We start from the raw sequence: 14,055 nt of genomic DNA on the forward strand, positions 1-14,055 counted from the left end.
ATAATAAAAAGATGAAAAATACAATCATAAAAGCAACGTACTTATTTTTAGTATCGGTAATTATATTCAGCTTAAACGGATGTACTAAGGATATAACAGATATTAATGAAGATCCATTAGCAGTAACAACAGTGCCTCCTTATCTTTTATTTCCTGAGGTAATAGTGAATATGTCTTCCCAAAGAGTTATTGAATTTGCCGGTTCTAATATGCATGCGCAACAATGGGCAGGTAGTGCTGGTACGTGGAGAAGTAGAAGCAGATATACACTTGGTGTACCCTCAGTAAATAATGCATGGACAAATTGGTATACAACCTGTTTGAAAAATTTATCTTTAGTTGAATTATTAGTTGAAAAAGATTATCCAGATGACATTTATATTGTTGCTCAAGCAAAAATATTAGAAGGTTTTATTTATTCTAATATCACACAAGTATGGGGAGAAGTTCCATTTACCCAAGCAGGAAATCCAGCAGTTTATCCATATCCGGAGTTCGATTCTCAAGAAACTGTAATGGAAGGTATCGTAACTTTAATGGATGAAGCTATTGCTATTTTAGAAGAAGATACCGATTCAGACATTGTTGATGACTTAATTTTCGAAGGCGATAAAGAAGCTTGGATTCGTTGGGCAAATTCTATTAAGTTAAAAATGCTCATGTTTATGGCAAATAAAAAACCTACTGAAGTTTCAGACAGACTTCAGGAGGTAGCAAATAGCGCGTTAATATTTACTAACGAACAGGAAGCCAAACTACAATACAGTTCTGAAATTGGTAACGAAAACCCTAAATATACTTTTATAAATAATTTTTGGGGAGGAAATATTAATTTATGGTACGCAGGAAGCCCACTAGTAAACCTTATGAACGATTTAGACGATCCCCGTAGAGCAACCTATTTTGATCAAAATACAAATGGTGATTATGTTGGTTTAGTTCAAGGATTTACAGGTGTCGCACTTGCTTCAAAAATAAATGTAAATAATATTCTAGCAGATACACCTGATAGATACTCAACAGCATCTGAAACCTACTTTTTATTGGCAGATGCTGCTGCAAATGGGTATGTCTCAGGAGATTTAACCCAAGCGAATGCGTGGTTTCTAGAAGGCGTTACATTGTCTTTAGATTATTTTGATGGTTCTTTAGGAGCGATTTCACAAACAGATAAAGATACGTACATCGCTAGTTTACCCGATTTATCTACTTTAACAAAAGAAGCGGCTTTAGATTACATTAACGATCAACATTATATCTCTTTATTTGGTAGTGGAATTGAAGCATGGAATTTATGGAAAAGAACCAAGTCGGTTGATTTTGATATTCCTAACCTTTCTGGAGCAACAGATATTATCAGGAGATATACATATTCTAGCAATGAAGCAGCAGCTAACATAAACATACCTACAGAAGTAACTATTGAGGATCCTATGTGGTTCGAAAAATAGAATGTAATATTTTAGAATTATAGTAAGCTAGTGATGTTTCATTTTGTTGAGTTAGTCATCTTCTTATAAATTATAAGATAAATACTGAATTTTATAATTACTAGCTTACATTATTTTAATGTAATAAATGAGTCTATAAAAGGGCGTGCAAATGGCGAGGCTTGGTTTAAAATAGACAGAACGGGATTAATATTATACCTAGTCTAAATTTCATTTATATATTTGGATTATATAATGATTTGGAAAAAATTACCATTCATTATCTAACTAGGCTTTGTTTGGACACAAAACCGAGAGGCAAAATGAATAAAAACAGCATATATCAAACTTTATTTAATAATGATTATACAAAAAAAAATACTTAACTACTTTGCATTAATAGCTCTTGTAATGTTAAGTGGATGCGAGAAAAAAACAGACACTAAAGCAGTGCGCGTAGAGATCCAAAAGCCCAACATATTATTTTTGTCTATAGACGATTTAAGACCGGATCTTGGAGCATATGGCAACGTCGAAATGAAAACACCTCATATCGATGCCTTGGCGTCTACGTCTATGCTTATGTTAAATACGCATAGTCAAGCTGCAGTTTGTGCTACTTCTAGAGCAAGTACTATGCTTGGGTATAGACCAGACTCTACACGTGTATGGCACTTAGGAGATAAGTTTAGAGAGATTAATCCAGATGCTGTTACGATGCCTCAATATTTTAATAAGTCGGGATATTATACGGTGAACATCGGTAAAATCTTTCATAATTATATGCCAGATTCAATTTCTTGGGACGAGCCAGACTTAAAGCCTGCCCCATACAATACTGCTCCATATGCAAATCGAGATGCCGAAACATACTACTATACAAAAGAGGCTTTGGCAATTCAGAAAAGAGATCGAGATTTATTTAAGGCTAAGCGAAAAGGGAAAATATATGGAGACGGTTGGAATCGCGGACCTGCTTTAGAAGCTGCCGATGTACCAGACTCTTTGTATTACGATGCTATGCAAACAACATTAGCATTAGAAACTATAGATAGAATTAAAGATAAGAAACAGCCGTTTTTTATGGGCTTAGGATTTTATAGGCCACATTTGCCTTTCGTAGTGCCTAAAAAATATTGGGATTTATATCCAAAAGGTTCTGTGTCTCCAGCGCCTAATCCAAAATTACCGGAAAACGCGCCCGTGATGTCGGCGAATTCTAATTATGAATTGCGGAATTATGATAATCCATATACAATTGGAAGACCGGAAGACGAACCGGTGCCAGAAAAATATGCCGATTCTTTAAAAAGAGGCTATTATGCAAGTGTCAGTTTTATTGATGCGTGTGTAGGACGATTAGTTGAAGGCTTAAAAGAAAGAGGCTTGTACGAAAACACCATTATTGTGCTGTGGGGCGACCATGGTTGGAAATTAGGAGACCACAATGGTTGGGGTAAAATGACGAATTTTTACATCGATACCCATGTGCCTTTAATTATAAAACAAGCCAATCAAACCGAAGGAAAACGAATCGAAGCACTTTCAGAACTTGTCGATATATTCCCAACCTTATGTGATATTTCGGGAGTTGAAAAAGCAGATTATTTTCAAGGAACGAGTTTAACGCCTCTTTTTAGTAATCCTAATTTAGAATGGAAGGATGCCGTTTTTACACAATTTAGACGTCGTGCTCGCGTGTCTAAAGATGGAAATGAGTATATGGGATATTCCATGCAAACAAAGCAGTATCATTATATGGAATGGTATACATGGGATAATGACACTAAAGAAAAAGGGGATTATGCAGCTGCAGAATTATACGATCATGCTGTAGATCCAAATGAAACAATAAACATCGCAGGACAATTAGACCAAAAGCAGAATGTGGAAAAATTATCAGAGCAACTAAAACAAGGGTGGAGAGCAGCTGTGCCAAAAATTAAAGCCTAATTATTTAATATGAATATACATAAAAGAATATTTAATACGGTCGCATTTATAGCCTTTCTAGTATTGAGCGGATGTGAAACAAAGACAGAGACTAAAGTTGTAAATATAGAGGCCGATAGACCCAATATTTTATTTATTCCAATAGATGATTTAAGACCTGAATTTGGAAGCTATGGTAATAGCGACATACTATCTCCTAATATTGACAAATTAGCCTCTAATGGTGTTGTTTTTAATCGTGCCTATTGCCAACAAGCCGTTTGTACAGCGTCTAGAACGAGTCTGTTAACTGGTTTAAGACCAGACTCGACACAAGTTTGGGATTTAAAAACACATTTTAGAGACCAAATGCCCGACCTAGTTACATTACCTCAATTTTTTAAAAATAATGGGTACTACAGCGTTGGTTTAGGTAAAACGTTTCATAATACATTACAGGATTCTTTGGCTTGGAATGAGTATTTACATGTCGACGGATTTCCTTTCGATCCAGATGCCGTATACGTAAATCAGGATAATATTATAGAACAAAAAGAGCTTGAGCTTAAGCGTTTAAAAGCGGGTAAAGCTAAGTTTGATAAATATGGTTTTATTTATTCAAAAACCAAATCAAGTGAAATGGGGCTTGTAGACGACGATGATGCCTATTACGATGGTGCTCAAACGACAATGGCAATTGAAAAATTGAAAGAATTAAAATCTAAAAATCAGCCCTTCTTTTTATCTGTAGGTTATTATAAACCGCATTTACCATTTAATGCACCCAAAAAATATTGGGATATGTATAATAGAGCAGATATAAAATTAGCAGATAATCAATTTCATCCAAAAGATAGTCCGTCTTATTCGGTACATGGAGATGCAGAGCTTAGAGGTTATGTAGATGCTAAAAATAATTTGCCTTATCCTAATGAAGGCAATTGGGATGAAGAAAAACAAAGAGAACTAAAACATGCCTATTATGCTTGTGTGTCTTATATTGATGCACAAATAGGTAGAATTATGGACGAATTAGAGCGATTGGGACTTAAAGATAATACTATTGTTGTACTTTGGGGGGACCATGGATGGAAACTTGGAGAGCATAATGGTTGGGGTAAACAAACCAATTATGAAATTGATGCTAGAGTACCGTTAATTATTAGTGGAGCTAAAGTAGAGGCGAAAGGTAAAACAAGCAATGCATTAACAGAATTTGTTGATGTCTATCCAACACTTTGCGATGTGGCAGGTTTTAGCGTTCCCGAATATTTACAAGGCACAAGTTTAAAGCCGCTTCTAAAGGATACAGATTCAAAAGTAAAAGATGCTGCTTATAGTCAGTTTTTATTAGGAAGATACGGTACGGTAAAAGAAAGAGAAGAGGAAAAAATGGGATATACTGTGAGAACAAATCGCTACCGTTATGTTGAATGGTACACATGGCAGGCAGATAAAAAAGAGAAAGGAGAGTTAATTGGGAGAGAGCTTTTTGATCACGAGAATGATTCCCAAGAGAATATAAATGTTGTAGACCAAGCTATAAATAAGGAATTAGTAGTTAGATTGTCTGAAGAATTAAAAAAAGGATTTACAACATTATAAGTTGAAAAACATATGAAGAAATATATTTATGGATTACTTTTTTTAGGGCTGACCTCTTATGTTAGTCCAAATGAAAAAGAGTTAGTCAAACCAGTTAAATTAGAAATAAAAGTGCAAAAAATGCATACATTAGGCCTTATCGGTGGAACGTCGTGGCATTCTACTTTAGATTATTATAGTACCATTAACCAAGCTGTAAACGATCATTTTGGAAATAATACAAATCCACCATTATTAGTATATACCCTTAATCAAGCTGAGGTTCACCGTTTTCAAACAGAAGACAAATGGGATTCTATTGCTAATATGCTAACAAATGCGGCTTTAAATCTTAATAAAGCAGGAGCAGAATCTGTAATGTTTTGTGCCAATACACCGCATAAAGTTTATAATCTGGTTCAAGAAAAATTAGACTTCCCTATCATACATATTGCAGATGCTACAGCTAAAGCGATTAAGAAAAAAGGCTTGAAAAAGGTCTGCTTTATTGGAACAAAATATAGCATGGAGGAAGATTTTATCACCAAAAGAATCGAAGAAAATGGATTAGAAGTTCTAGTGCCAGAAGACGAAAAAGTGATAAATGAATTGCATAGAATTATCATCGAGGAGCTGACTTACGGAACAGTTAATCCTGATTCTAAAGCCTATGTTTTGGGTGTTTTAAACGATTTAATTAATGATGGTGCCGAAGGTGTGATTTTAGGTTGTACCGAGTTTCCGTTAATGATTTTTCAAGAAGACCTTGACGTTCCTGCTTTCGATACAACAAAAATTCATTCGCTATCGGCAGTGGATTATATTTTAAACGAGTAATTCATTTTATATCGAAACTTAAAAAAAGCGAAAGCATCACAATAATTACATTGTGATGCTTTCGCTTTTTAATGACTTTCTATAGGGCTTGATTAAAGTGAATCCATAAACGTTATTAGTTTTTCAACATCGTTTGGTTTTGCAATAATTTTTTTGTCTTTATCTAATACAAAAAACGATGGTGTTCCCGAAATACCATACGCAATTGGAATAGGATTATCCCATTTGTTTATTCCGTAAATCTGAGTGAATTCAGGGTAATTTGCTATCGTTTTTTCCCAATTCGGACGTTCGTCTTCTAGTCCGATAGCAAGTACTTGTATGTTAGATTTATCGTGTATGTATGCTTTTAAAACAGGTAATTCTTCTAAACAATGAGAACAGGTACTGCTCCAAAAGGTAACAATGTAATATGCTTTTCCAGAAAGCGTGCTTAGCTTACTACTTCCTAATTTAGAAGGCCAAGAGAAATCTGGAGCTACGGCACCAATTGCAGTATTACGAAAAGCTCTCATGTCTGATATTAGCATTTCGTCTTTTACAGGGTCTAATAGTTTTTCTAAATATGTTGAAGAAATATAATTGGCAACTTCTTCGTTTTTACGTTCCTTAAACTGATTCCATAATACTTCTAAAATCGATTTCTGAACGCCCCTTGCAGCTGAAGTCTCGCGAACAACATCATCTATATTATTTTTATACGACCTGTTTTCATTTTGCCTATCCACAAAAATAAAGACATAGCTTAAAGCTGAGTCCATTAAAAAACTAGAATTTTGTAATACGGGATTATTAAAATCAATAGGTTTAAAATAATTAGTTTTATAATTATTAAAATACGTTGGAGCATCTTCAAAAGCTATTGGAATGTATGGTCTTTCAGCTTTAATAAAATCATGAACCAACATTCCTTTTGATGCCGTTTCGGCTTGATTTTGAATATCTTTCATTTCAGAAATGCAAGTCATATAATCTGCTTTATTTTGTTCGGATGTGCCATAAAAGGTGTTAATCTTACTTTTAACAATATACATGTCGTTTTTGTAGGCCGTTAATAGCTTATTTTCTTTTGATAGCTGAAATGAAACACCATTGTCTTGCTGGAATTGAAATACAATATCTTCATTATTATAAATAAAATCGAAACTATATTGTTCTTGTGGTAAGGCGTAAACTATGCGATACATTCCTGCTTTTAGAGAGGCTTCTAAGTCTAATTCGAAATTACCATTTACAATATCTGCATTGCTAATATATACATGGTTAGAAGGTTCTAATTTGTATAAAATAGCAGTTTTAAAACTTGCTGCAGGTGAAAAAGTCCCTGAGATTTTATGTTGTGCAAATACTAAAGTGGGTAGTAATAAAAGGGCTAAAATTAATTTTTTCATGTATCTTAATTTAAAATAGGTTGTAAAGCAAGTAAGGCTTGTTTTACAGTTTTAATATGGTCGAATGTTAATAATAAACGTAATCCTGCACGTGTTTGTTTTTCTTTCATTTTACATGCTCTTGGATTAGACTGTACAAACTTTAATACGTTTGTGAAATTAGTACTTTGGTAGAATGAGCTTTGTTGATCACTAACAAAATACCCAACCATTTTGCCTTGTTTCATCACTAATTTTTCTAATCCAATGGTGGTCGCTAACCATTTTACGCGAACACTATTAAGTAAATCGACAACTTGTGTTGGAAGCTCTCCAAAACGATCGGCTAATTGGTTTTCGAAGACTTTTAATTCGTCTTCGGTTTTTAACTGATTAAGTTGCGTATATAAGTTTAAGCGCTCGGCAATATTATTTACATAATCGTCTGGGAATAGCAATTCGAAATCTGTATCTATAGTGATGTCTTTAACGTATTCCTTAGGCTTACCTTCTTTATCTGGATATAAATCTTTAAACTCGTTTTCTTTTAATTCCTCAATAGCTTCATTTAAAATTTTCTGATAGGTATCAAATCCAATATCATTTATAAATCCGCTTTGTTCTCCTCCTAATAAATCTCCAGCACCACGAATTTCTAAATCTTTCATGGCGATGTTAAATCCGCTTCCCAATTCTGTAAATTGTTCCAGAGCCGTAATACGTTTTCTCGCATCGGCAGTCATTGCAGAATATTCTGGCGTAATAAAATAACAGAATGCTTTTTTATTACTTCTACCCACGCGACCACGCATTTGGTGCAAATCGCTTAGTCCGAAATTGTTGGCGTTATTTATAAAAATAGTATTGGCATTAGGGACATCTAATCCGCTTTCTACAATGGTAGTACTCACTAGAACATCGAATTCACCATTCATAAAAGCTAACATTAAATTTTCTAATTTTTTACCTTCCATTTGTCCGTGACCAATACCTACTTTGGCATCGGGAACCAGACGCTGAATTAAACCAGCAACTTCTTTAATGTTTTCAATACGGTTATGAATGAAATAAATTTGTCCGCCACGCTGAATTTCATAACTCACCGCATCACGAATGGTTTCTTCTTCAAAGCGAATCACATTACTTTCTATAGGATAACGGTTTGGTGGAGGTGTGGTAATCACCGATAAATCGCGCGCGGCCATCAAACTAAATTGAAGCGTTCTTGGGATAGGTGTAGCTGTTAATGTTAGTACATCTACATTATCTTTTAAAGTCTTTAGTTTTTCTTTAACTGCGACTCCAAATTTCTGTTCTTCATCGACAATTAATAAGCCTAAATTTTTAAAGACAACACTTTTATTGGCTAATTGGTGGGTTCCGATAATAATATCGACATGTCCTTTTTCTAAGCGCTCTAATGTGTCTCGTTTTTCTTTAGCTGTTCTAAATCGATTTACGTAATCGACCGTTACAGGGAAATCTTTTAAACGTTCGGTAAAGGTTTTATTGTGTTGGTATGCTAATATCGTGGTAGGTACTAAAACGGCTACTTGTTTACCGTTATCGACCGCTTTAAATGCTGCACGAATAGCGACTTCGGTTTTCCCGAAACCAACGTCCCCACAGACTAATCGGTCCATTGGACGCTCGCTTTCCATATCGTTTTTAATATCGGCAGTCGAGGTACTTTGGTCTGGAGTATCTTCGTAAATAAAAGATGCTTCTAGTTCATGTTGTAAATGACTATCGGGATTGTATTGGTAGCCTTTTTCAAGTTTTCTTTTGGCGTATAATTGTATCAAGTTAAAGGCAACTTCTTTAACTCTGGTTTTTGTTTTTTGTTTTAAAACTTTCCAAGCATTACTTCCAAGTTTATGAATTTTTGGAGGCTTGCCATCTTTACCATTAAACTTAGTTATTTTATGTAGTGCGTGTATACTCAAGTATAAAATATCACGTTCCCCGTAAATCAGTTTTATAGCTTCTTGTTTTTTACCTTCTACATCTATTTTTTGTAGCCCGCCAAAACGTCCAACTCCATGATCGATATGTGTTACATAATCGCCAATTTCCAGATTTGTAAGTTCTTTTAAAGTTATAGATTGCTTTTTAGCATAACCGTTTTTAAGGCTGAATTTATGGTAGCGCTCAAAAATTTGGTGATCGGTATAACACAGCACTTTATTATCGTGATCTATAAAACCTTGATGTAGAGAAAGCACTATGGCTTGGTAAGAGACACCTTGCTCTGTGTCTTTAAATATATCGTGAAAACGTTTGGCTTGTTGTTCGCTAACGCACGCAATATAATTGGTAAATCCTTTGTTGTGATTACTGTTTAAATCGTCTATTAAAAGATCGAATTGTTTATTAAAAGAAGGTTGAGGTGTGGTGTTAAAAATAATAGGCTCTTCTGCCTTATTCTGAAAATAATAACCGCTGCCAAATTCTACTACAGTGAAGTTTAAAAGTTGCTTTTTAAGCAATTCAGAATTACAAAATAATTCGCTTGGCGCGTTGTGTTTTATTTCTGAGTTTAGATTTTTAAAGGCCTCTTCGGCTTTGCCAAAAAGCACATCACTTCCGGAAAATAACAATTGACTATTTTTAGAAAACACCACTGTTTTTCCTGACATGTATTTTACAAAACTTTCACGGCTTTCGTCTAAAAGTTTATTCTCAACATTAGGTATAATACTGATCTTCTTAATCTGTTCTGTCGAGAGTTGTGTTTCTACATCGAAGGTTCTTATGCTATCTACATCGTCTCCAAAAAACTCAATTCTGTAAGGCTCATCGTGAGAAAATGAGAACACATCAACAATACCACCACGAACAGAAAATTCGCCAGGTTCGGTAACAAAATCGACCCGTTTAAACTTGTATTCGAATAAAATTTCGTTTACAAAATCTATAGATAAATTATCGTTTATAGCTATTTTTAAAGTATTACGTTCGAGTTCTTTCTTCGTGACTACTTTTTCAAATAATGCATCGGTATACGTAACAATTATAGCTGGTTTTTTTCGCGAATTAATGCGGTTTAAAACTTCGGCACGTAATAAGACGTTGGCGTTATCGGTTTCTTCAATCTGATAAGGTCTGCGGTAGCTCCCAGGATAAAATAAAACATCTTTGGTGTTTAAAAGTTGCTCTAAATCGTTTAAATAATAAGCGGCTTCTTCTTTATCATTAAAAATAAGTAGAAAAGGTTTTTCTGCATATTTAAAAACTTCGGCAATGACCAAAGAAAATGATGATCCTACAAGACCTTTTAAAACCGTTTTACTTTCACTTTGGGAAATAGCAAGTTGCAAATTTTGCGTTTGCAAAGTTTGTGCAAATGTTTGCAAGAGGTTGTTTTTACTCAAGGCAATTTATTTTGTGCAAATATAAGCGTATGTACTTATAAATTATGTTAACGATTTATGAATTTAAAAATTACTGATAATTGAATTTTTATTAAATTTAGAAGTAAAAAATACTGATATTTAAATTAATTAACGATTAAACTTTGATTATATTAGTCGCCTTAAAAAAATAATAGATATGTCTTATTCAAAATTGTTTGATAACGGGTTTAAAGAACGTAATAAAGATCATTTTGCTGCAATTGTACGCGTAGCAATGGATGATGGTGTTATTTCTGAAGATGAAAAAGCGTTTTTAGATCGATTAGCCCGGAGTTTACAAATAAATGAACACGATTACGAGCAGATTTTATTGGATTATAAATCACACCCAATTAACCCTCCCCATGAAAATACACGTCGTTTAGAGCGTTTATACGATTTAGCGCGTATGGTAAATTTAGATCATATAAATGGTGATAGTGAAATTACGTTACTAAGAAAAATAAGTTTAGGTTTAGGATTCTCATCAGAGAACTTAAAGCAGATTGTAGATAAGGCCTTAGCTTTGGTTTCTGAAGGCGCAGATTTAGATACTTTCGTAATAGAGATGAAAAAGTAATTCTTTTTTACAACTAGAAAGAAAAAAAGCGATCATTTTAAAATGATCGCTTTTTTTATATATTGAATTTATTTTTTGGCTGCGTTTCTTTCGAATTCTTCAGCTTTTTCTACCATGTTTTTACTTCCACATATAAAAGGAACACGTTCGTGTAATTCTGTAGGCTTAATATCCATAATACGTGTAAAACCATCACTAGCTTTTCCGTTAGCTTGTTCTGCTAAAAATGCCATTGGATTACATTCGTATAATAAACGTAATTTCCCTTTAGAGTTTTTAGAGCTTTTTGGATATAAATAAATACCTCCTTTAATCATGTTTCTATGGAAGTCTGAAACTAAAGATCCAATATATCGAGATGTATATGGTCTGTCGCCTTCTTCCATTTGGCAATACTTAATATAATCTTTTATTCCTTGTGGGAAATGAATATAGTTCCCCTCGTTACATGAGTAAATATTTCCATCTTCAGGAAAAGACATGTCTGGGTGCGATAAGTAAAAAGTTCCAATTGCAGGGTTTAATGTAAATCCGTTTACACCAGCACCAGTAGTATATACTAACATGGTTGAAGTACCATAAACGATATACCCAGCGGCTACTTGTTGGTGACCTTCTTGTAAGAAATCTTCGATTGTTACAGGCGATCCAACAGGAGTAATACGTCTATATACAGAGAAAATAGTTCCTACAGATACATTTACATCGATATTAGAAGATCCATCTAAAGGATCGATTAATACCACATATTTATTCTGATGATTAGAATCTTGACTGTTAATTGAAATAAAATCATCTTCTTCTTCACTTGCGATACCACAAACAATGTTTCGCTTTTTAAGCGTCTGTATGAAGATGTCGTTAGCGTAAACGTCTAATTTTTGTTGGTCTTCACCTTGAATGTTTACATCCCCAGCGGCACCAATAATGTCTACCAATCCAGCTTTGTTTACTTCGTGATTTACAACTTTAGCTGCTAAACGGATAGAATTTAATAATCTTGTTAACTCTCCTGTGGTGTATTTAAAAGCGGTTTGATTTTCGATTATAAATTCACCTAATGTTTTGTTTTGTCCTGACATTTAATGGTAACGTTTGTTTTTACAAATATCGTACTTTTTGTTAAACTATAACGTTTGAGTCAAAATTATAATCCATCGATTTTCCATATATTTGGATTCTTAAAAAATTATTATGGATATTAAAATTAGAGCAGCTAAAATTGAAGATATGTCAGCCGTACTGGAGCTGATTTATGAATTAGCTATTTTTGAAAAGGAACCAGAAGCTGTGGAAGTTACGGTGAGTGACCTAGAACGCGATGGTTTTGGAGTATCCCCATTATTTAAGTGTTTTGTTGCCGAAATCGATAACGATATTAAAGGTATTGCCTTGGTTTATAATAGATATTCGACATGGAAAGGTCCAATTATTCATCTTGAAGATTTAATTGTAAATAAAGCATATCGCGGTACTGGAGTTGGTACAGCTCTACTAGATGAGGTTATTAAATATGGTTACAGTAAAGGAGCAAAGCGTATTAATTGGGAAGTTATAGATTGGAACGAACCTGCTATTGCTTTTTACGAAAGTAAAGGTGCAAATGTATTACGCGACTGGGATGTGGTGCAATTAGATGAAGCAGGGATAAAAAACTATATCGATAAGTTATAAATGAAAGTATTTAAATTCGGAGGTGCTTCGGTAAAGGATGCCGAGGGTGTTATAAATTTAGCAAAAATTGTAAAGCAATTTTCAGATAAGGATACAGTCGTTATTGTTTCTGCTATGGGGAAAATGACGAATGCTTTTGAAGTGATCGTTCATAATCTGCTTAACGAAACATCCGAATTAGAGGCGTCTCTTAACTATGTCGAAGATTATCATTCTGCAATTGTTTCAGCGTTATTTTTAGATAAAAATCATTCTGTTTTTAATGCCGTTGAAACACTTTTTCAAGATTTAAAACTCCTTTTAAAAACAAATACGTCTACCAATTATAATTTTGTATACGACCAGGTAATCGGTTTTGGCGAATTGCTTTCGACAACTATTGTCAGTCAGTATTTAAATGATATTGGAGTCCATAATACGTGGTTGGATGTCCGTAATTATATTAAAACCGATTCTAATTTTAGACGTGCAAATGTAGATTGGGATATGACGTGTCAATTAATATCACCTTTAAAGCAACAGAATTCTATATGTGTTACTCAAGGTTTTTTAGCGAGCGATTCTGAAAATACAACAACGCTTGGGCGAGAGGGAAGTGATTATACTTCTGCTATTTTTGCTTACGCTTTAGACGCCGAAAGTGTGACGATCTGGAAAGATGTCCCTGGGGTTTTAAATGCAGATCCCCGTTATTTTCCAAATACGCAATTGTTGGATCAATTGTCGTACAGGGAAGCCATCGAATTGGCATTTTACGGCGCTAGTGTTATTCATCCTAAAACGTTACAACCACTTCAACAAAAAGAGATTACGTTGTTTGTAAAATCGTTTTTAAATCCGCTAGAAAAAGGCACTAAAATTAGTCAGAATCAGGATGTTGTTCCTAAGGTTCCGTGTTATATCGTCAAGAAAAACCAGATTTTAATCTGTATATCTTCCTTAGATTTTTCTTACATTGTAGAAGAGAATATTAGTGATATTTTTAATATACTGCACGTCGCTAAGATGAAAGTTAACCTTATTCAGAATTCTGCCATTAGTTTTTCTATTTGTGTAGAAGATACGTTTACCAATTTAAAATACGTTTTAGAACAATTTCAAGTTAAATACAAGATTTCTTATACATCTAACGTTTCATTATATACGGTTAGACATTATAATGATGCAGCTATAGCTATAATAGAAAGCAACAAACATATATTGGTACAACAACGTACTCAAGATACCTTACAAATAGTAACTAAATAAACAAT

At 33.9% G+C, this 14,055-nt stretch carries 10 protein-coding genes; 7 read left to right on the forward strand and 3 right to left on the reverse strand.

Annotated elements, in window-relative coordinates:
- The first annotated feature begins 11 nt into the window (after positions 1–11).
- The 4 genes from ACFFVB_RS08845 to ACFFVB_RS08860 all read left to right on the forward strand — a co-directional run bounded on the left by ACFFVB_RS08845 (position 12) and on the right by ACFFVB_RS08860 (position 5,783).
- Entirely contained in the window at positions 12–1,451 is a 1,440-nt protein-coding gene (locus ACFFVB_RS08845; protein WP_382382361.1) for a SusD/RagB family nutrient-binding outer membrane lipoprotein, read from the forward strand.
- Between the two features lie 339 nt (positions 1,452–1,790).
- Positions 1,791–3,383 (forward strand): sulfatase, encoded by a 1,593-nt coding sequence (locus tag ACFFVB_RS08850; RefSeq protein WP_382382362.1) that lies wholly within the window; start codon positions 1,791–1,793, stop codon positions 3,381–3,383.
- A gap of 9 nt (positions 3,384–3,392) precedes the next feature.
- Positions 3,393–4,967, forward strand: coding sequence for a sulfatase (locus tag ACFFVB_RS08855; RefSeq protein ID WP_382382363.1), 1,575 nt, complete (start codon positions 3,393–3,395; stop codon positions 4,965–4,967).
- A gap of 12 nt (positions 4,968–4,979) precedes the next feature.
- On the forward strand, positions 4,980–5,783 hold the full coding sequence (locus ACFFVB_RS08860) for an aspartate/glutamate racemase family protein (RefSeq protein ID WP_382382364.1): 804 nt from the start codon (positions 4,980–4,982) through the stop codon (positions 5,781–5,783).
- A gap of 92 nt (positions 5,784–5,875) precedes the next feature.
- Here ACFFVB_RS08860 and ACFFVB_RS08865 read toward each other — a convergent pair whose 3' ends face one another.
- Positions 5,876–7,174: a TlpA family protein disulfide reductase gene (locus ACFFVB_RS08865; protein WP_382382365.1), complete on the reverse strand. Its 1,299-nt coding sequence runs from the start codon at positions 7,172–7,174 to the stop codon at positions 5,876–5,878.
- Positions 7,175–7,179: 5 nt separating this feature from the next.
- Positions 7,180–10,527 carry a transcription-repair coupling factor gene (mfd, locus tag ACFFVB_RS08870; protein WP_382382366.1) on the reverse strand — a complete coding sequence of 1,116 codons (3,348 nt, stop codon included), beginning with the start codon at positions 10,525–10,527 and terminating at the stop codon, positions 7,180–7,182.
- 178 nt (positions 10,528–10,705) lie between these two features.
- On the opposite strand from mfd, the gene ACFFVB_RS08875 reads away from it, so the two are divergent.
- Positions 10,706–11,128, forward strand: a complete 423-nt coding sequence (locus tag ACFFVB_RS08875) for a tellurite resistance TerB family protein (RefSeq protein WP_382382367.1) — start codon at positions 10,706–10,708, stop codon at positions 11,126–11,128.
- Between the two features lie 68 nt (positions 11,129–11,196).
- Here the strand turns inward: ACFFVB_RS08875 and fbp are convergent, their stop codons facing one another.
- Positions 11,197–12,210, reverse strand: a complete 1,014-nt coding sequence (fbp, locus tag ACFFVB_RS08880; protein ID WP_382382368.1) for a class 1 fructose-bisphosphatase — start codon at positions 12,208–12,210, stop codon at positions 11,197–11,199.
- 112 nt (positions 12,211–12,322) lie between these two features.
- Here fbp and ACFFVB_RS08885 point away from each other — a divergent pair, with 112 nt between their 5' ends.
- Both ACFFVB_RS08885 and ACFFVB_RS08890 read left to right on the forward strand, forming a co-directional pair.
- Complete coding sequence (locus ACFFVB_RS08885) at positions 12,323–12,802, forward strand: GNAT family N-acetyltransferase (protein WP_382382369.1); 480 nt, start codon at positions 12,323–12,325, stop codon at positions 12,800–12,802.
- Positions 12,803–14,050, forward strand: a complete 1,248-nt coding sequence (locus ACFFVB_RS08890; protein WP_382382370.1) for an aspartate kinase — start codon at positions 12,803–12,805, stop codon at positions 14,048–14,050. It begins immediately after the preceding gene.
- Positions 14,051–14,055: the final 5 nt, after the last annotated feature.

The sequence above is a fragment of the Formosa undariae genome (genome assembly GCF_042427615.1).
In the GTDB taxonomy this organism is placed as follows: Bacteria; Bacteroidota; Bacteroidia; order Flavobacteriales; family Flavobacteriaceae; genus Formosa; species Formosa undariae.

What these genes read in the sequence shown, in the direction of transcription:
- ACFFVB_RS08885 (WP_382382369.1), top strand. Translation starts at nt 12,323, where the DNA reads ATGGATATTAAAATTAGAGCAGCTAAAATTGAAGATATGTCAGCCGTA.
- ACFFVB_RS08865 (WP_382382365.1), bottom strand. Translation starts at nt 7,174, where the DNA reads ATGAAAAAATTAATTTTAGCCCTTTTATTACTACCCACTTTAGTATTT.
- fbp (WP_382382368.1), bottom strand. Translation starts at nt 12,210, where the DNA reads ATGTCAGGACAAAACAAAACATTAGGTGAATTTATAATCGAAAATCAA.
- ACFFVB_RS08875 (WP_382382367.1), top strand. Translation starts at nt 10,706, where the DNA reads ATGTCTTATTCAAAATTGTTTGATAACGGGTTTAAAGAACGTAATAAA.
- ACFFVB_RS08850 (WP_382382362.1), top strand. Translation starts at nt 1,791, where the DNA reads ATGATTATACAAAAAAAAATACTTAACTACTTTGCATTAATAGCTCTT.
- ACFFVB_RS08855 (WP_382382363.1), top strand. Translation starts at nt 3,393, where the DNA reads ATGAATATACATAAAAGAATATTTAATACGGTCGCATTTATAGCCTTT.
- ACFFVB_RS08890 (WP_382382370.1), top strand. Translation starts at nt 12,803, where the DNA reads ATGAAAGTATTTAAATTCGGAGGTGCTTCGGTAAAGGATGCCGAGGGT.
- ACFFVB_RS08860 (WP_382382364.1), top strand. Translation starts at nt 4,980, where the DNA reads ATGAAGAAATATATTTATGGATTACTTTTTTTAGGGCTGACCTCTTAT.
- ACFFVB_RS08845 (WP_382382361.1), top strand. Translation starts at nt 12, where the DNA reads ATGAAAAATACAATCATAAAAGCAACGTACTTATTTTTAGTATCGGTA.